General features: G+C 58.2%; 18 protein-coding genes and 3 pseudogenes. 10 read left to right on the top strand and 11 right to left on the bottom strand.

Going from position 1 to position 17,220, the window contains the following annotated elements; genetic code table 11:
* Window positions 1-192 precede the first annotated feature (192 nt).
* The 5 genes and pseudogenes from X728_RS153870 (at window position 193) to X728_RS1000000171545 (ending at window position 5,710) form a co-directional block, all read left to right on the top strand.
* Window positions 193-1,290, top strand: a complete 1,098-nt coding sequence (locus X728_RS153870; protein WP_023831483.1) for a hypothetical protein — start codon at window positions 193-195, stop codon at window positions 1,288-1,290.
* Window positions 1,291-1,355: 65 nt separating this feature from the next.
* Window positions 1,356-3,245, top strand: coding sequence for a rhamnan synthesis F family protein (locus X728_RS1000000167805; protein ID WP_050589895.1), 1,890 nt, complete (start codon window positions 1,356-1,358; stop codon window positions 3,243-3,245).
* A gap of 297 nt (window positions 3,246-3,542) precedes the next feature.
* A pseudogene (locus tag X728_RS1000000168785) lies at window positions 3,543-4,060 on the top strand (transposase); the annotation flags it as partial.
* 653 nt (window positions 4,061-4,713) lie between these two features.
* On the top strand, window positions 4,714-4,941 hold the full coding sequence (locus X728_RS153875) for a hypothetical protein (protein WP_155923966.1): 228 nt from the start codon (window positions 4,714-4,716) through the stop codon (window positions 4,939-4,941).
* Between the two features lie 33 nt (window positions 4,942-4,974).
* Window positions 4,975-5,710: pseudogene (locus tag X728_RS1000000171545) on the top strand (outer membrane protein).
* A 211-nt stretch (window positions 5,711-5,921) separates the two neighbouring features.
* On the opposite strand, the gene X728_RS153880 reads toward X728_RS1000000171545, so the two are convergent.
* From X728_RS153880 to X728_RS153890, 5 genes are all read right to left on the bottom strand, one after another.
* Window positions 5,922-6,359 carry a MucR family transcriptional regulator gene (locus tag X728_RS153880; protein ID WP_023831476.1) on the bottom strand — a complete coding sequence of 146 codons (438 nt, stop codon included), beginning with the start codon at window positions 6,357-6,359 and terminating at the stop codon, window positions 5,922-5,924.
* Between the two features lie 312 nt (window positions 6,360-6,671).
* Entirely contained in the window at window positions 6,672-6,935 is a 264-nt protein-coding gene (locus X728_RS1000000172070) for an SOS response-associated peptidase family protein (RefSeq protein ID WP_245260065.1), read from the bottom strand.
* Window positions 6,877-7,482: an SOS response-associated peptidase gene (locus X728_RS1000000171540; RefSeq protein ID WP_280791268.1), complete on the bottom strand. Its 606-nt coding sequence runs from the start codon at window positions 7,480-7,482 to the stop codon at window positions 6,877-6,879. Before X728_RS1000000171540 ends, X728_RS1000000172070 begins: the two co-directional genes overlap by 59 nt.
* A 482-nt stretch (window positions 7,483-7,964) precedes the next feature.
* Window positions 7,965-8,132, bottom strand: a complete 168-nt coding sequence (locus X728_RS1000000170305) for a hypothetical protein (protein ID WP_155923965.1) — start codon at window positions 8,130-8,132, stop codon at window positions 7,965-7,967.
* A 724-nt stretch (window positions 8,133-8,856) separates the two neighbouring features.
* Window positions 8,857-9,198 (bottom strand): hypothetical protein, encoded by a 342-nt coding sequence (locus X728_RS153890; RefSeq protein ID WP_023831473.1) that lies wholly within the window; start codon window positions 9,196-9,198, stop codon window positions 8,857-8,859.
* A gap of 191 nt (window positions 9,199-9,389) precedes the next feature.
* On the opposite strand from X728_RS153890, the gene X728_RS153895 reads away from it, so the two are divergent.
* Window positions 9,390-9,797, top strand: coding sequence for a hypothetical protein (locus X728_RS153895; RefSeq protein ID WP_155923964.1), 408 nt, complete (start codon window positions 9,390-9,392; stop codon window positions 9,795-9,797).
* 44 nt (window positions 9,798-9,841) lie between these two features.
* Here X728_RS153895 and X728_RS153900 read toward each other — a convergent pair whose 3' ends face one another.
* From X728_RS153900 to X728_RS1000000168765, 3 genes are all read right to left on the bottom strand, one after another.
* Window positions 9,842-10,222, bottom strand: coding sequence for a hypothetical protein (locus X728_RS153900; RefSeq protein ID WP_023831471.1), 381 nt, complete (start codon window positions 10,220-10,222; stop codon window positions 9,842-9,844).
* Between the two features lie 282 nt (window positions 10,223-10,504).
* The gene (locus X728_RS153905) at window positions 10,505-10,696 is read right to left on the bottom strand and encodes a hypothetical protein (RefSeq protein WP_023831470.1); all 192 of its coding nucleotides are present in this window, start codon (window positions 10,694-10,696) and stop codon (window positions 10,505-10,507) included.
* A 1,319-nt stretch (window positions 10,697-12,015) separates the two neighbouring features.
* Window positions 12,016-12,189: a DUF982 domain-containing protein gene (locus X728_RS1000000168765; protein WP_245266132.1), complete on the bottom strand. Its 174-nt coding sequence runs from the start codon at window positions 12,187-12,189 to the stop codon at window positions 12,016-12,018.
* Window positions 12,190-12,746: 557 nt separating this feature from the next.
* On the opposite strand from X728_RS1000000168765, the gene X728_RS17170 reads away from it, so the two are divergent.
* The 4 genes from X728_RS17170 to X728_RS153915 all read left to right on the top strand — a co-directional run bounded on the left by X728_RS17170 (window position 12,747) and on the right by X728_RS153915 (window position 15,319).
* Window positions 12,747-12,944: a hypothetical protein gene (locus tag X728_RS17170; RefSeq protein ID WP_023831468.1), complete on the top strand. Its 198-nt coding sequence runs from the start codon at window positions 12,747-12,749 to the stop codon at window positions 12,942-12,944.
* A 343-nt stretch (window positions 12,945-13,287) separates the two neighbouring features.
* Entirely contained in the window at window positions 13,288-14,127 is an 840-nt protein-coding gene (locus X728_RS153910) for an ATP-dependent DNA ligase (protein ID WP_023831466.1), read from the top strand.
* Between the two features lie 37 nt (window positions 14,128-14,164).
* Window positions 14,165-14,362 (top strand): hypothetical protein, encoded by a 198-nt coding sequence (locus X728_RS17180; protein ID WP_023753838.1) that lies wholly within the window; start codon window positions 14,165-14,167, stop codon window positions 14,360-14,362.
* A gap of 78 nt (window positions 14,363-14,440) precedes the next feature.
* Window positions 14,441-15,319: a YihY/virulence factor BrkB family protein gene (locus X728_RS153915; RefSeq protein ID WP_023831465.1), complete on the top strand. Its 879-nt coding sequence runs from the start codon at window positions 14,441-14,443 to the stop codon at window positions 15,317-15,319.
* 217 nt (window positions 15,320-15,536) lie between these two features.
* On the opposite strand, the gene X728_RS1000000170300 is transcribed toward X728_RS153915, so the two are convergent.
* The 3 genes and pseudogenes from X728_RS1000000170300 to X728_RS01000000166685 form a co-directional block, all read right to left on the bottom strand.
* Window positions 15,537-15,704, bottom strand: a complete 168-nt coding sequence (locus X728_RS1000000170300; protein WP_023831464.1) for a hypothetical protein — start codon at window positions 15,702-15,704, stop codon at window positions 15,537-15,539.
* 522 nt (window positions 15,705-16,226) lie between these two features.
* Window positions 16,227-16,544: a YMGG-like glycine zipper-containing protein gene (locus X728_RS153920; RefSeq protein WP_023753841.1), complete on the bottom strand. Its 318-nt coding sequence runs from the start codon at window positions 16,542-16,544 to the stop codon at window positions 16,227-16,229.
* Between the two features lie 198 nt (window positions 16,545-16,742).
* Window positions 16,743-17,143, bottom strand: a pseudogene (locus tag X728_RS01000000166685) (type II toxin-antitoxin system HicB family antitoxin).
* Window positions 17,144-17,220: the final 77 nt, after the last annotated feature.

Raw genomic sequence — 17,220 nt, 5'->3', positions numbered from 1 at the left:
AATTTAGCCGCCGCGCTATTTTCCTGATGCTGCTACGCATGTTGACATGGAAGGGAATTTCAACAAGGTAATCTCGGACTGCAACACAAAGATCGGTGATACTTGTAAGCAACTGCAGTCCATGATCTCTCCGACTGGGTGCGCAAATTTTAGGCGACGAATTTAGGCCGGAAGAACGGAGCGGAAGCCTGAATGACTTTATTCCTGCACATCGGCCCGCCGAAGACCGGCACCACGTACATTCAGGAAATGTTCGTCGCGAATCTGGAAGCCTTTCGCGGCCCGGAGTTTTGCTATCCGACACTCGGGCGCGACATGACTGCTCACGGCCGGTACCCTGGCCATCACGGTTTTTCGTTGGAGGCCGAGAAGTATATTGGCGATAAAGCTGATCCAAATCTTTTTTCGAAATGGGCCGATATTTTAAAAAAAAATAAAAATGTGATTCTATCGGCCGAAGGAATGTCGGGATGGAATTCATTGTATATCGAGGGGATGAAAAATATAGCGAATATGCATGATCAAGATATCACTATTATATATTTCGTCAGGGAGCCGAACGAGCTAGTATATTCACAATGGAAGGAGGAAGTTAAGCTTGGTCTAACGGAAGATTTACATGAGTTCCTAATAAAACACCTCACCGATCCAAAATACTCATGGAGGTACAATCCTCTCGGTGATCTTGTTAAGTTCAAGATGGCAGCGCCCGAATTCGATCATCATATCTATCTTTACGACGTTCTCAAACGGCAAAAGATAGATATATTTAGTGCCTTGACCAGGAATTCTTTTGGTATGCGTGGTCTTTCCGCTGGTGGCGGCAGCGTCAACGCGTCTCACTCTATCGAAATAATTGACGCAATGCTAAGGCTAAACGAATTTCTTGGCCAAGAGCATGGCGCCTTGGGAGGGCAAGTCAGAGAAGCAATGTACGCCCTCCAACTTAAGGAAATTCCGGATGTTTTTAGCAGAATCGAAAAAATATACAGTGCAAACCTGTCACGAAAGGAGCTTGTATTCGCTCGAGACACCTACCACCACTCATGGCTTGAGCAAGAGATCGCAAGTCAAGATGGGCTTGGAAGATATCTGAAGACGTCGGTGCCGGAAGGTGGCATTTTCCCTAAAGATCCTCTTACGCTGCATTACTATCATCGAAGGGACGTTTGGGCCAACGGCACTGTCAGTGACCAGTTGAGGCGCCTTGCCGATCGCCTCAAGCCATATCTGCAAAGCGCCGCCGTGGCACCCGGAGGCTGGCTGGCGCCGCTGAAGGAATTCTCCTGACATTGCGGATCGCGGCAATGCGCCATAGACAAAATGTTGCAACGCAGCCTGGGAACACCCTTTTTTTGCAAAGCAAAGACGTAGGCGAAGTCATGCGATGTTATGCGATCTATGTCTTCCATAGTGATGTGAACGAGACTTCGGCGGCACTTGCGGAGGAAGCCTTGCGCCGCATAAAGGGTGCCGCTGACTATCTGTTGTTGGTGGCGTTGGTTCCAGGCGGCGGCCGTCTGGCCGATCTCGCCGACGCGGTCGTGGGTCCCCACGCCCCCCTGACGTTCAAGGAAGGGATTCGCCTCGGCCTGAAACACATCTATGAAACGGCGCCCGACCTGGCTGACTGCGTCTTGGTCACCGGATCGCACATGGTCGGGCCGATCGGGGCGTTCGAGCCGATCGTGGAACGGGCGCTCGCCTCGGACGCGGATCTTGTAGCGCCATATTTCCACGCGCCGAAAATTGATCCGAGGCTCACGACGCGAGATCTTCCGGCCAGAATTCCCTATTTCGACTTCACTTTTTTCAAGCGCAGCCTGCTTGCGCAGGAAAGTTTCCGTCGATTCTGGGACCGTGCGGAGCCCAGTCCGGACTACTGGTCGGATTTCCTCGGAATAATGATCCCGTTCGGCCAGTTGATAGAAAGCTCAGGTTTCAAGGTCGAATATTTACTGGACCCGGACCAACTCGAATCGTTCGATCCCCGCATGTTCGAGGTCCATAAGGTCGTCGAACTCGGTGGTCCGGCCGTTCCGAAGAATGTGTTCCTGCTTGATCCTCTGATCCACGACCTACAAGCGATCTATGCCCGCCGGGCGCTTGATGCGGTTGCGCTGCGCGACCCGGAACTATGCAGCCTGCTGTGGGACGTGCTTTTGACTGAGGCGGAGTTGCGTACGCTTCACACCAACCTTGAGGAACAAGCAGTTCTCGACGACCGCTACGTCGGGGAGCCGAAAGACGAATGGAACTTCGGCACGGTCGCAGTATTCATTCATGCCTTCTACATTGACGTTCTGGAAGACATATGGCCAAGCCTCAAGCAACTCCCGGGCGGGGCTGACCTCTATATTTCAACGGCGTCCAAGGAGAACAAGGAGCACATTGAAGCCTTTATCGCGGATCAAGGCTGGCCTATAGGGGCGACGGAGGTTCGAGTGGTGGCCGCGAATCGCGGTCGCGACATGTCCTCCCTGTTCATAACCTTTCAAGATGTCGTGCTTGCCGGAAAGTACGAAGTGGCGCTGCGCCTCCATTCGAAACGAACGCCCCAGGTGGGCCGGCAGATCGGCAATTCCTTCCGCGACCATCTGCTCGACAATTTGGTCTTCAATAGCGACTATGTGCGCAATCTTTACGATGTCCTCGACCAGAATCCCAAGATCGGCTTCGTCATACCGCCTACCGTGCATATTGGTTTCGGCACGCTCGGGCATGCTTGGTACACGAACAAGGCTCCCATGCTGAAGCTGGCGGCCCAGATAGGGATCAAGGTTTCGGTCGATCGCGATACGCCAGTGGCCGCCTACGGGACCATGTTCTGGTTCCGCACGGAGGCGCTGCGGCCCCTGTTCGAGCATCCATGGAAATGGACGGACTTCAATCCCGAACCGCATCATGTTGACGGCGGCCTGGCCCACCTTCTGGAAAGACTGATGGGTTATTGCGCTCAGAGCCGCCATTTCCGCACGCTCACGATATGCAATCGCTACGCGGCTGCGCGCAATTATGTGAAGCTTGAATACAAGCTGCAACTTCTCGCGGCGCAGCTTCCCAGCCATAACATTTCGATGCAGTACGAATATCTCTTGCAGAAGCGGTCAGAGGCGCCGATTCGCAGATGGATTTACCGGAAACTCGAGCGCCTCTATGCGCATCATGTTGTGCGGCGTCCGCCGCTTCTCAATGTGGTCCGGCCGTTCGCGCATTTTGTGAGGAATTTAATCACTCCTCGCTGAGCGCCGCGGGGTTTGATGGTCTCGATTGCTTGCCTGAGACGTTGGTGCGCGAATGCGGCATAGGTACAGCCTTCGCGGTGTCGCCCCCGCCGCCTACCACACGCGCGCGCGTCTTTGATGACGCCTGCTGGGTCGTGTCCCATCAGTGGTGTAGCTCGGCGGTAGCGAAGCCGCTCACGAGCGCGCCGTTAGTAGCGCTGTAGCGAGCGAGCGGCGTGTGGGTGGTCATCGGCGCTTTCCGGTCGCTTTCCGGTAGGGTTTGGTTGTTGACGCCAACCCATTTCGGAAGGACCACCGATGACCGACGACATGATGAACCTGCGCACGCTCGTGGAGAAGACCCTGGATGCCGATCTGCTGCGGGAGATGATCGGCTTTGCCGCCGAGCGACTGATGGAAATGGGGGTGGGCGCGGCCACCGGCGCCAGCTATGGCGAGAAGAACCCGCTGCGGCTCGCCCAGCGCAATGGCTACCGCGACCGGGACTGGGAGACGCGGGCCGGCACGGTCGAGCTGCGCATCCCGAAGCTCAGGAAGGGAAGCTACTTCCCAGGTTTCCTCGAACCGCGCCGCATGGCCGAGAAGGCGCTAATCGCCGTCATCCAGGAAGCTTATGTGCAAGGCTGGCCAACATGACCTTCCCCAGCGCCAAGCTCCACTCGACGAATCCGATTGAACGTCTCAACGGCGAGATCAAGCGGCGCACCGAGGTCGTCGGAATCTTCCCGAACGACGATGCGACCGTGCGCCTCGTCGGCGCAATCCTGCTCGAACAGAACGATGAATGGGCAGTGCAGCGGGCCAGATATATGACTCNCGTGCGCCTCGTCGGCGCAATCCTGCTCGAACAGAACGATGAATGGGCAGTGCAGCGGGCCAGATATATGACTCTGGGAAACGATCAGCCAGATGAGCGACGATCCCCTGATCAGCCTGCCAGCCGTGGCGCGCTGATCAGCCGGGCCCATGCCGGAGAGCACGGCGACTAATGCCGCCAGCTACACCACGCCGCGGGACACGATCATAGGCGCTTCAACGGACCTCAAATCAACGCCGCGTTTGCAATGCCAGCGCTTGCCGCAAGAGCGAGTTTCGGTCGGTGCCGATAAGTTTGATCAGAAGGCATGCTTGATCAAGAGTGATGCCGGTTTCTCTAGCGATAGCACGCGCCAACATTTCTTGATGCGGCGTGATCTCGCTAGTCCGATACTGTTCCATGGGAAAAAACGAACGCGCACCGGGGACGATGGTTCCACCGGCTAGGGGCTTTTTTCAGGCAACCGGCCGCGCGGCGTGCAGGTGGGGGAACTGGTACAAATCGTACAATTCTTTTCATTGCAGAGGCTTCGGCGGGCGCATTAATGTGGCGTTTACCATTGCCTTTTTGAGAGGATGCGATGGTTGCAACGCCCATAGATATCGCTCAAGCGGCCGCTGCGAATACGGCTTGCTGAAGTGGCAGAAGTCCATGGAGGAACGCGCCACATTTCACCAAAACATGGATCAATCGCGCAGGGCGATCCAAGCCTCACGCGAACTGCTGAAGCGCCTTCGTCAACCCATTGTGGCGCGGGGCGATCCGATCGCCGCTAGCGGATTGGCAGATGAGGCTGATGCCACCTGTGGGCAGCTGCTCATGCCATCTGTGGGCAGCCGATTTGATTGCCAACTGTGGCAGAAAAACAACTACCCCTAACGGCGCGCTCTGCTACCAAAGGCAGGTCAGGAGATGCCTATGAAGACGCTGCTTCTTGGTTTGTCGTTGTCTCTGATGGGGTCTTCGGCGTTTGCTGCCGATGTCGTCCTTGAAGAAGTCACCCCAGTTTTTAGCTGGACAGGTGGGTATATCGGTCTTCAGGCAGGCTACGCTCGGAGCGACGGAAATATACGGCAACGCAGCGGCCGGGGCTTCGTTGAGACAGATCCTGACGGGTTCCTTGGCGGTGTCTACGCCGGTTACAACTATCAGATGCCGAGCAATATCGTCATTGGTGTGGAATTGGACGTCGTGTATGCGAATGTTGATGGCAGGGGCCAAATATTCGCGGCTCCAGGTCTCCCGGTTCCGGGCGGCATCGCGATCGAGGAACTGAATTGGAGTGGGGNGGGGCCAAATATTCGCGGCTCCAGGTCTCCCGGTTCCGGGCGGCATCGCGATCGAGGAACTGAATTGGAGTGGGGCGGCAAGACTTCGCCTAGGGTATGCCGTCGATCGCTTTCTGCCCTATATCGCGGGCGGCGTTGCATATGGCGGCATCGACACAAGCAGTAATACCGTCTCAGGTTCTTTCGGAGATACATTCACAGGATGGACGATAGGCGCCGGCTTGGACTACGCCATGACCGACAATCTTCTGCTGCGGGCCGAGTACCGCTATACTGACTTCGGCACTGAAGCGTTGCCGAATGGGAAGGTTGATCTGAAGACCAACGAAGTTCGCTTCGGCATCGCCTACAAATTCTAGTCCTCGCAATTCCCAATAGAAAAGCCTGCCGCTTGCCGCGACGGGCTTTTCTTTGTGCACCGTTTAATTCGGGGGACCGTGGCATCTGCCTGAAGATGGCCGGCGCCGCAATGGGAGCATTGCCTGATCAGCGCCGGCCGGGCGGTAAAATCAGTTCCGCCGCAACTCAATCGATAGCTGATTCTTGACGTTGCGTCAGGTGGGGGTCGGACTACGCCTTCTTCGCCCATTTCGCCGGCGCCTTAACCTCAGCCTTCCGACCTAGACCAGACGCCTTCGCAAGGGCCGATCGCTTCGCGGCGTAGCTCGGCGCGACCATGGGATAATCGTGAGACAAGCCCCACTTCTCCCGGTATTCGTCGGGAGTCATGCCAAGTAGGCCAAGGTGGCGTTTCATAGACTTGAATTTCCGGCCGTCTTCCAGGCTGATGATGTAATCCGGGAACACAGACTTTTTTGGATTCGCCGCAGGCACAAGCTCTTTCGCAGCCGGTGCGATTTGGCTGCTCAAACCTGACAATGAAGCGTGCACAGATGCAATCAGGTCGGGCAAGTTGGCAACCGGTAGTGGGTTATTGGCTACGTATGCGGAAACGACGTCCGCTGTAAGTTCCGCCAGTTCGACAGCATGGTTGTCTTCGTCAGTCATGTGGTGGTCCCTTGTCTTTGAGACCTCTCTAATGAACCAACTCTACGTGCGCAAGCTCACATGTGCCTGCGGTGAAGTTGCCACATTCCACGCTTAGTCACCGTATGAAATAGCGATATTGACGTGCTTACAGGTATCGCTCGCCGTCGTCGCGATGCTTCAGGCAGAACCAGTGCGATAGCTGCCTCGGTCGGGCGAAGCCGAAGCCTCCATCCTCACCGCAGCTCGGGTGCTCGCAAGCATGATTGTCGACGCGTCGCCGGTCGCGCGGGGGCGCTGTCATGCCTTCGGCAAGCCGGCTCGGTTCGTCGCTCATAGCGGGTTGATCGGCCCGACCAGGCCCGGATGGTCGTTGGGCAACTTGTTGACGGCGCTCGTGTTCACCTCGCGACCAACGCGGTTGAACTGCAGCTGACCGTCGATGTCGTGGCTGAGAATGTCCTTGAGGCTGTCCTTGGGCGTCGCCGGGTCCAGCCAGGCGTCATAGTAGGCCGGGTCGAGAATGAGAGGCTGCCGATCATGCAACTGCTTCATCGGTTCTGCGGCAGGCTCGGTGATGATGGTGCAGCTGGTTATGTCGAGATTGGAATTGTAAGCCCAAAGCCCGGCGAACGAGAAAGGCGCGTGGCCTGGCTGGGGCAGCGAAGGGAGAGGCAATGAGCGCGTTCNCGGTGATGATGGTGCAGCTGGTTATGTCGAGATTGGAATTGTAAGCCCAAAGCCCGGCGAACGAGAAAGGCGCGTGGCCTGGCTGGTAGATGTGCCAAGGGTCTTTCTTGCCGTCCGCTGGCGATATCGTCCACTCGTAGAAGCCATCGGCAGGGATCAGGCAGCGTTTGGACTTGAAGGCGTCGCGGAAGGCTGGCGCTGTATCGATACCCTCTATTCTCGCATTGAACATCGCCGCCTTCGGCATTTCCTTCGCCCAGAAGGGCACCAGCCACCAACGCCCTGCGCGGAGCTTATGATTGCCATCTTCGCCAGCGGTGACGAATGGAACATCCTGCGTTGGCGCAATGTTGTAGCGCGGCTCGTCGTTGCGTCCGGTCTCGGCCGGCGCCGTCAGTCTGTAGAGCCGGTGGATTTCCGACCACGACAGATATTTGGTGTAGCGTCCGCACATCGCTCTGCCTCAGTTGCGCAGGAGTTCAGGCACGCTGAGCGGGCCAAGGTCGGAATTCTCCTATACTCGTCGCTGCGGCGCCAGACGCCGCGCATTTTGCCCTTTTCCCGATTCCGCTTCGCGTCAAAGACCTCACCTTGAAAATGATCGAGGAACGCCTCTGCTTCGGCTGGACCCGCGAAGCAGTGCAATCGATATTCCTCGTATTTGCCGTTTGGCCAAACCGCTTGCACCTGCCTGATTTGGAAAGTCATTCCACGTTCCTCACAGTAGTCGTGCATCGTGGTCCGGTTCCGACGGTGCAGAGGTCATCAGGCAGCGCCACCTGGTGTGGCCATTTTTCGTCGATCGTCGACGGCGGCAGTATGCTGCTGCTGCGACTGGACCATCAGTGGCGAGCGCCGCCGGTTTTCTTGCTCTCACGGAGATAGACATCTGCCTGATGACGTATGGCCTCTGCCAAAGAGAATGCACTTTCGAGGTCATCGGGATAGTTCGCCGGGCACCAGATAGCGGGGATGGCCGCCTTTTGGCTGAAAGGTGAGAGGCCGCGCATCTGTTTTCCCATCTTGCTGACCGCGCGATGTATGGCCGGCAGCTCGCGCCTTATCGTAGCGCTGTCCGGATTCAGTAGCGATCATCCGTTTCATAAGGTGTCTCCAATTTGCCAGCTATTATTTGGTTTCTCGGCTTAAAGGATCGAGGTGTTCGTCTGCGCAGACCTGATCGAATACGCGTTGGCAAACGGCAGTATCGTGAGGGCTAAGACAGATGCGATTGAAACGCTGGTCCATAACGCCATCATTGCCAAGCAGCGGCTCCATACGTCGGCGCTCTTCCCATCAACGTCGACGCGCTACAGTTGCGACTCGTGAAGCCTGTGGTCGTTAGGCCCGGAACGCACCGGCCCACGATATCGAGTCGGCGGCGCCGCGCCTATCATACCGCTTATGGGTGGCTGCTGCTCAACACGGCGAACGTCCACGTCGACCGCCTTCTGTATGAGCCAGGCAGGACACAGTTCCTTCAATACCGATTTGAGATAGTCGACCATGCAACGGCAACGCGCGTTGCCGCCTGCTGGTTCCGCCGCCCGACTTGACGCCCACATACCGAGCGTTTGAGTGCTTCCGACAGGTCGAGCGGCCTCAGCGAACAACTCAGACGCTGCCTGGACCTTATCAGCAGCCTCTTCGACCCGATCGAAGCGCGTCAACACACGACATTGGAGCATCGACAACCGCGCAGCATGGTAGAGCTCACTCCGCTTGTGACCGTCCAAGTCCAAGGGTTGAAACAGCATCGCCATGGCGAAAGCCTCCCTCCGATGCCCGGCTCTCGTCGAAGTGGAGAAGCCGGGCCGCCAGACTGCGATCAATAGTCGGTGTCATAATCGCTGTTGTCGTCCTGCTGAATGACGACGTGACGGCGGTGATGCATCGGACGGTTGATCGATCCGGTGACCACAAAGTCGCTGGACCGGTGATGATGCCGGCGCCAGGCGCGCTCGCCATTGTCGTAAAACGCCTGCTCGCCATGATGGCGGCGATGGAGACGGTGTCCGTTCCGATAGATGACCACACGGTCGTTATTGTTGTCGTCCCAAGAATGGCGGTGGTGGTGTCGGTGGGTCTGGATGACGATGCCTTCTTCTGCGGACGCGACCGCAGGGGCAGCCAAGCAAAGCGCCAATGCGCCCAGGATGATGGTCTTCATTTCGAGTTCTCCAAAAACCTAAAACGCCCCTCCGGTAAGGAAACTTTGCTCAAGGACTTTGGTTCCGACAGCCATCGGGGCGTGCCCATGAGCGGCACGTCAGGCGATCGTCTTGAAAGACCGGCTCGCAACCTCGTCAGACGCGCCGCGCTGGCGCCCGCACCTGTATGGACCCGGCAGGAGGCAAGCAAATGAACGGACCATCGAGCAAAGCCATTCACGCATTCGACGGCGCCATGACCTCGATCAATGCACCAGACGCGACTCGTTATGTCCCGCAGGAAGAAATGCGCAGGATGGAAGCTCGCGCCTTGATCGGCCGACATCAGCGCGGCGAGCGCCTCACACCAGACCAGGCAACGAAGGTGAATCGTGCGAGTGCCGGCCGGCAGACGACCTGCGAAGCCTTGATCATGGTCGTGTCCGACGCCACCAAGACGCTAATGGTCCGGGTGATGCTTCGGGTGGAGAACGAGATCTGCCGCAAGCTTTCGAACAACGAGATGGACCTTGATCATCTTCGAAGTCGATCGCTGGGTCAAAGCCCGCGAGCCAGTGCTGCACTGATGCCGGGGGGAGAGATCTCAAAAGCTGCATAGAAGGATATGCGGTCTTGCCGCTACGCTCTGCCATGAGGCTCGTATCACCTTCTCGCTTTTCGCCAGCCGGCCGCGACGGCCTCTGCTTCGCTGCAGAACCAGCGCTCGCCGTACTGAGGACTGATCTTCGTCTCCCAGTAATGCTCCTGCCCTGCGACGTGATAAATCCGCTCGCCGGTATTGATGGAAATGTTCCCCTTGACATCGCAGCTCGCCGCGCCGGCCGTGCGGGTTCCACTCAGCCAGCCAGTTGGGATGAGCCCGACGACCTTGTCGAGAGCTTGTGGGTTAACGGTGAAAAAAGCGGTCAAGGGAACCATCACCAGCGCCGGCAGGTATTGCCATCGCCACAACCGCCGCCGCTTGGCGTTCTTGCGCCAGCGGTCGGCCTGGTTAGCCCCTCCATGACGCTGGACTTTGCCCACGCCCTCTCTCCCCCCGTGCAAAGAATGCGTCCATTCCACGCTTGAGTCCATACATCAGGAGCCGCTAAACTTCGGGTGTTGTTCACGATCCGGGCTAGGCCATGAAAATACTTCGACCGAGATCCAAGCCTAAGAAGGCTTACCCGAACAGCGATAGGTTCGGTGACGATGGGCGGCGAATTTACAGCGCGTACGCGGGTGCGGACGGGAAGAAGCCTGCCAATCGGCGCGAACAGCACCGCCGCCTTATGCTCATAGCCGGGGCATCAGTCGCTGCGGTTCTTAGCGCATTGTTTTACCTGATCGGGGCCGGCTAACCCGCGATCGCCATTCCGAAGCCAACACACCCAGGCCCATGGCAAGGCCAAGGAACAGCTTGTCGGCAAGGTCAAGGGCGAAGGCGCGGACAGGGCGCCAAGCATCCTGGCGGGGCTCTCTGAGGGCGTTGGCGATGTCATCGAAGATGGTTTCCATCGGTCGAGTCTAGATCGAAACGCCTCTGTGTATCCCCGGTTTGTTCCCTCGAAGTCTAATGATCAGGGAAGCGCCATGGAAAGCACGTGCAGTAACGGTTGATTCAACCATTGCTGGTAAATTGTGGAATGTGGGTGGCGGCTCCGACAGTTCGGGGTGGAACTCGATGCCAGAGCCGCCTGCGCAGCCAAGGTTGGGGTTTGACCGCGCCGTCCTATTCTGGGACAGCGCGGTCAACGATTCGTTAAAANGCCTGGTCGAGCGCGTCGAGGACGGGGCGACGGGCGCCATCTGCTATTTCCGTACCCAGAAGTCGATAAACCTCAGGGAAGCGCCATGGAAAGCACGTGCAGTAACGGTTGATTCAACCATTGCTGGTATAAGTGTGGGGTGGGTGGCGGCTCCGACAGCTCGGGGGTGGAACTGAGTGCCGAAGCCGCCTGCGCAGCCAAGGTTGGGGTTTGACCGCGCCGTCCTATTCTGGGACAGCGCGGTCAACGATTCGTTAAAACGCTCCGGAACTAATTAAGCACGCGCTAATTGACTCGCGGTCTCGGGAGCAGTGCATGCGTGAAGTTCATTCCTCCGATGATGGAGCTGATTTTGGCGGGACAAGCCTCCCGAGGGCATTGGACAGCGTCACTTACCGGCCGCCGTCTTCGTCTTCCCTCTTCCTAGAGGTCCGCCATTCGTTAGGCGAGTGGGTTGTTCGCATCATAGGGAGGAACGGTGAAACGTATTCCCGAGCATTCGAAAATGAGGCAGATGCCGTCGCTTTCGCTGGCGATCAGTCTTCTCGTCTAGGATTGGAAGCTCCCCCGAAGCGAGCAACTTGACCGCCCTTCTCTGAACATCGAAAGCGCGGATCTGTGAATCCCCGTTGGAACATCGTCGCCTCGAAACACTTCGGGCGGTCGCACTGTTCCCATTTCAGTGTCTCCCAAAACTGCCCACTACCTCAACGGTTGGTGGGCTTTTTTGTACATTAGCGGAACCTGAAATTTGGGGGCTGGTTGATAGAACGGCAGCGAGTGGGTGATCGCTGCTGGTCGAGGTCCCGCAAGACTCGGCCGGGCTCGCATCACCTGCCCCGGTCGGTGCGAGCCCACCGTCGAGCGACCAAGCGAGACTCCCCTGTGTCGGTCCCTATTTGATACTAGCGGACGTCGGCTCCATCATCACGATGGTTTATGTGTCGAACATGCCGAGCGCCGGGCTGCAGCAAGCGCTGGTCGATAGCGGCAGCCTTGAACGCCGCAAATGCTACGGCCGGACTGCAGCTTCCATCCTTGGCCTCCGCAATTAATCGGCACGCATTCCTATAGGCCGCCGCTTCNGGCGGCCTTGAACGCCGCAAATGCTACGGCCGGACTGCAGCTTCCATCCTTGGCCTCCGCAATTAATCGGCACGCATTCCTATAGGCCGCCGCTTCCTTATTTGGCCACTGCCCCTGGAGCGCTTCCTCGGCCTCACAGATAGAGGAAACCGTCATTGATTCCGGTCTACCAGCTTAACGAAAAGCGGTAAAAAGGTGCTCATCGCACACCTCGGATGTAGCCGTGACGACGGAAACATGCGCCACCTGGAAGAGAGGCTAAGTCGCATGAAAGACCAGTGGGAATCCGACCACCAGTTCATCGAAGGCGTGGTCCACTAGGCTCGCCTCCGCCCATTTTGCAACCCTCGGTATTCCATTTTTCAAGGTGGGATCCTCAGCAACGGCCGCCCTAACTTTGAACGCCACATTAGGTTCCGCTAAATATTGAAAACTTCGCCTTCGCGCTGTTCGAGCGGCATTCACGCAGCGGATCGCCTGAGCAGATTGGCGCTAGGTTCAAAGCCTTGGCGGTACGGAACTTCTAAGCAGAAGTTCCGAGCTACGTGGTTTGGTAGCCGTTTTAAGTGGCCCGGCACCGTAGCGGGGCTCCGCCAAGAACGCGCCGGGCCTGGCCGGCTGGGAAATAGGCAAATGCGGCCGACTACCAAGTTATATACGCTAATGCTAATGTGAAGGCACCACACCTTAATGAACTTAAGCAAAGGTGGAGCATGGTCGACGAGCCGGTGAGAACCTACGTTGTGAGCGTCGTTGAAGCGGAGCACTGGCGCGCTGTGCTGACCACGAAAGACAAGGCCAAGGCCTTGGCTTGGGCGAGAGAGATCGGCGATAAGGTGAGGGTCGACGAGATCACCTCGCAGGTTGATGGCCTTTCTGGAAAAGGTCTGGGGCCGGCGCCCTCCATTTAAAACTGAACAAACCAGAAGGGCACCGAGTGGCGGCTCTATTTACTAGGGGGACGGCGGTTTCATCATCACGCGCAATTGCATCTGGTCGATCGTTGCGACGATGGCAGCAGCCGCTTGCTTCCGCCTCATCCATGAGCCCCGGCCCATAGAGACCGTTCACCGCTTCCTCGCTGGGCAGCACGCCGGGCGGGCAGTGATCCTCGATTGTGCGCCGGATGAGCGTCAGCGCTGCCCGGCATTCGTCGGCTTCGATCTTCATAACCATTGAAACATGCATTTGAGCTAAAATGTTCCGGAACCGATTTCGGGCTCGCTGCTTGAATCGCCGGGCGTGGGTCAGTGCATGCGTTTGAAGTTCATCGAGCCTTTGATGCCGACCTTGGTGGAGAAGCCTCCCGAGGGCGATGGATGGACTCACGAGGTGAAGTTTGACGGCTACCGTTCCCAGATGGTCATCGATGAGGACGGGACGCGGATCTACACCCGTCGCGGGCTCGACTGGACAACCAAATACCGCGACATCGTGGCCGCAAGCGCAGAGCTCGGCGCCGAGAGCGCAATCATAGACGGAGAAATCATCGTTCTGAACGAAGCCGGCCTTTCCGACTTCGCCGCGCTGCGCAAGGCGATCACACGCCGGCAGCACGACCTCTATTTCGTTGCCTTTGATCTCCTCCACCTCAACGGCCACGATCTGCGCGACATGGCCTTGCAGGAACGGCGTGAGATCCTTGAAAGCATGATTCCTGCCGATATCCGCATCCAATTCAGCCAGGCGCTGCCCGGAAACGCTAAAGCCATATTCCACCTGATCGATGAAGCCGGCCTTGAGGGCATGGTATCGAAGCGTCGTGACAGCAAATACCGCAGCGGTCGGTCGACGGCTTGGCTGAAGATCAAAAGCTACATGGTGGAGGAATACGACCTGCTCGGTGTCGAGCGGGAACCCGGCAAGCCGGCCTTTGCGCTCATGGCCGATCGGAAGACCGGGCAGTATGTCGGCTCAGCGTTCATCAACTCCAGCCGAGCAATTCGCGAACGGCTATGGAAGCGCGTTCAAGAGCACGCCGGGCCGGCACCCAAGGGCATGAAGCGGCCGGCCACGCAGTGGGTCAAGCCGGGCCTCATTGGACGCGTGAAGCACCTGCGCGGCGAGGATGACCTGCGTCATGCCTCACTGTAGGATTTCCGCGAGGAAGATTGAACGCTATATCGGAGCCATGCCAGCAGCAGATCGCCTTACCGTCCGCTTCGCCTATCAACGCGGCTTTCAGGTCCTCGACGGCAGCGCGATCCTCCAGACGTTCGAGAAGCAGGACGAGGCGTTCAAGTTCGTGCTCGGCCGGGGTGCTCGCGTTTGGCTGGCACGGTCGCGGACCGTCATAGGCCGCATCACTGACGTTGCCTGCTCCCCCTGAGGGCGTTAGTAGCCCGCAACCGGAACATCACATGTGCTGGTGCATTGCTAGTGAACGCCAATTCGACTGGGGCGCAAAATGCATCGCGCGATCACAAATGCATGGGCAATGGTGCGAGAAGCCGTCGTTGGGTTCGTCAACGACAATGCTCTCAGCCATGGCGCGGCGATCGCTTTTTATGCCACAACATCGTTGGCGCCAATTCTGCTCATCGTGGTTGCAATTGCGGGTCTCGCATTCGGTCACGAGGCAGCCCAAGCGGCATTGTCCGCCCAAATCACAGGGATGATGGGTACAGAAAGCGCAAATATCCTGCAAACCGCACTGAAGAGCGCATCCGAAAAGCCATCCGGCGGCACCTGGGCGGCGGTGATTGGCATCATCACCTTGCTTGTGAGCGCTTCCGGGGTCTTCGGCGAAATACAGCAGTCTTTGAACATGATATGGAAGGTCGAAGCGCAGGGCAGTTCGTTGTCGCGCCTGGTGCGCGCACGTGCGGTAAGTCTGGGACTGGTCACCGCACTTGGCTTCATGTTGCTCGTCTCTCTAGTCGCGAGCGCGGCGATTTCGGCCCTAGGCAGCCTCATCAACGCACAGTTGCCGTTCGGGACACTTGTCCTGGGCGTTATCAACGCGGTCGTTTCTTTTGTCCTCCTCGCTGCCATTTTCGCCGCTATCTTCAAGGTCTTGCCTGATCGAACCCTGGAATGGCGGGATGTCTGGATTGGCGCTGTTGTGACCGCTGCCCTGTTCACCCTCGGGAAATCGCTTATCGGTTGGTATATAGGCTCCAGCGCGGTCGCGGCCTCATATGGGGCCGCCGGTGGGCTCCTCGTCATCCTGTTGTGGGCTTACTACTCGGCGGAAATTTTTCTTTTTGGTGCGGAAATCACTCGCGCCTATTCCATTCGACACGGCAGCAGGTCCGATCTGGATGCTGTGCTTCACAGTGCTTGACTTGCAACACGCGCCACTAACGACGAAATCGACTAGGCGCGCGGCGCGCCGGCTGGCTGCCTTCGCGACGCCACCCGCATCATCACCCGTCGGCGCCGACCGCATCACCGAGCAGGGCACGCGAGCTGGATACGGTCGACGCCATATGATGAGTGCACGGGTCGCTGGTGGGCCAAACCATCGCAGTCACAGTTTGAGTGGGTTGGGAAGACGCGGTTCAGCGGCGACGCGGACGGCGCTTGCGTATCGGCTTTGATCCCGCGCGCCTGCCGTCCGGCGCCTTCTTGGCGGCAGCGGAGCGGTACAGGTTCATGAGGTCAATCAGGAGCCGAACAATGGCAATTGCAGTTGCAGCATCGAGCCAGCCCGCAATGCTGTTGAGCATCGGGATTGTTCTCCAAGCTTACGACGTGAAAGCGGTCGAAGGACCTTGGCGGCAGTGCAACTCTTCGCCTAGGCAGGGACTGCCACCTAATCGTTGTGGCACTCAGTTGCCAGCCACCACGACATGAAAAAGGCCTCCGAAGGAGGCCTTTGGATGGTGTGAGCGAGAATCTCCACCTAACAAATTATCCCACATTTTGTGCATGCAGCGCAAGCCGTTCGCTTGACCAAGGCGCGCTTGGCGCCTTGATGCTGCTTGGCAGCGTGACCGTCACCCCGGCTCTCGGCCGCAGCCATGGTCGCTGTCGACACTTTCAGCAGCCGCAATGCGATGTCATTGTTGGCGCCGAAAACCACCGCTTCACGCCGCCTCCGCGAAATGGATACTTGCAAGCACCAAGCGCAAGCTCATGAGGCAGAGGGTGTCGGAGCGGGGTCTCATAGTGTGAAACGCCGAACGGATCCCGGGTCCCTGGAAGGGCGGCAGCAAAGGTTAGAGAGCCGCACTTCCAGGGAGGCTGGATCAATAGTCGTTGTTGTAATAGCGATCATCGCAAGGCGCCGTGTAGATCCGGCCGCGGCGGTCCTGGTAGCGGCAAAGCTGTTCGCCGCGGCGCTGCGGCGTGGTCGACTGGCCGATGACGGCGCCGAGCAAGGCGCCGCCGGCGGCACCCACGACCGTGCTTTCGGTGTTGCCGCCCAGTGCCTGGCCGGCGAGGGCGCCGACACCGCCGCCGATGAGCGCGCCGTTGGTTGCCCTCTGCTGCTGTTCGGTCTGGGTCGCGCAGCCTGCCAGGGCGGCACTCATGAGCACGGCGGCAATGGTTTGTCTGATGATCATCTTGGAACTCCTTTGGAGCCCCAAACGCGGATCGGGGCGAATGGTTGCCAGTTGCTGGCGCATTGCGGCCAAACGGCGGCACGCCCGCTCACGAAATGAGACGTGGTTTCTCGGGCCTTGAAGACAATGGTTGCCAAACCGGAAACGGCTTGCGCGAACAGGTCGGTAGCGCCTCGGTTTGAATCCGTTGAGGAGCAGCTAGGCTGGCTCGTCGCGCATCGCCTCTTTCGCGGCGGCGGTCAGGAATCCGGACCGGCTATAGCCATGGCGTTCCGTAGATCGATCTATCTGGTCGAGGACATCTTCGGGAATGGTGACGTTGACGCGCACCACCTTTGTGGTCTCGGCTTTGAGCGCTACCAGGACGGCGACCCGGCTAAGATTGTCATTGTTCGACATGACATCTTCCGGGGATGATGGCTCGGGAACGGCTTCGCCATCCTCGACAAGGCCTTCGAGATGGAAGGCCAGGGCCTCTTCGGCCAAGGCGCGGGCGTCGTCCAGGCTGGTGCGGCGGTGACCACGCCCGGAAAGTCGGGAAAGGATACGCCGAAGTCGCTGTCCGCTTGCTTGTGGATCAGTCCGATATAGTGGCGCACGGGTCGGTTCCCCCAAGGAGCGGCTTCGAGGCTCGATCAGACTATCGAGCCATTCGACACAAACTGTCGAGGTATTC

It is taken from the genome of Mesorhizobium sp. L103C119B0 (genome assembly GCF_000502235.1).
Classification (GTDB): domain Bacteria; phylum Pseudomonadota; class Alphaproteobacteria; order Rhizobiales; family Rhizobiaceae; genus Mesorhizobium.
This window is presented reverse-complemented; position numbering and strand designations above follow the sequence as displayed.

Excerpts from the sequence above, each read along its gene's own strand:
- X728_RS17180 (WP_023753838.1), top strand. The coding sequence starts at position 14,165 with ATGCCAGCAGCAGATCGCCTTACCGTCCGCTTCGCCTATCAACGCGGC.
- X728_RS153905 (WP_023831470.1), bottom strand. The coding sequence starts at position 10,696 with ATGGAAACCATCTTCGATGACATCGCCAACGCCCTCAGAGAGCCCCGC.
- X728_RS153875 (WP_155923966.1), top strand. The coding sequence starts at position 4,714 with ATGGAGGAACGCGCCACATTTCACCAAAACATGGATCAATCGCGCAGG.
- X728_RS1000000170300 (WP_023831464.1), bottom strand. The coding sequence starts at position 15,704 with ATGCTCAACAGCATTGCGGGCTGGCTCGATGCTGCAACTGCAATTGCC.
- X728_RS17170 (WP_023831468.1), top strand. The coding sequence starts at position 12,747 with ATGGTCGACGAGCCGGTGAGAACCTACGTTGTGAGCGTCGTTGAAGCG.
- X728_RS153910 (WP_023831466.1), top strand. The coding sequence starts at position 13,288 with ATGCGTTTGAAGTTCATCGAGCCTTTGATGCCGACCTTGGTGGAGAAG.
- X728_RS153880 (WP_023831476.1), bottom strand. The coding sequence starts at position 6,359 with ATGACTGACGAAGACAACCATGCTGTCGAACTGGCGGAACTTACAGCG.
- X728_RS153870 (WP_023831483.1), top strand. The coding sequence starts at position 193 with ATGACTTTATTCCTGCACATCGGCCCGCCGAAGACCGGCACCACGTAC.
- X728_RS1000000170305 (WP_155923965.1), bottom strand. The coding sequence starts at position 8,132 with ATGAAACGGATGATCGCTACTGAATCCGGACAGCGCTACGATAAGGCG.
- X728_RS153890 (WP_023831473.1), bottom strand. The coding sequence starts at position 9,198 with ATGAAGACCATCATCCTGGGCGCATTGGCGCTTTGCTTGGCTGCCCCT.
- X728_RS153915 (WP_023831465.1), top strand. The coding sequence starts at position 14,441 with ATGCATCGCGCGATCACAAATGCATGGGCAATGGTGCGAGAAGCCGTC.
- X728_RS153920 (WP_023753841.1), bottom strand. The coding sequence starts at position 16,544 with ATGATCATCAGACAAACCATTGCCGCCGTGCTCATGAGTGCCGCCCTG.
- X728_RS153895 (WP_155923964.1), top strand. The coding sequence starts at position 9,390 with ATGAACGGACCATCGAGCAAAGCCATTCACGCATTCGACGGCGCCATG.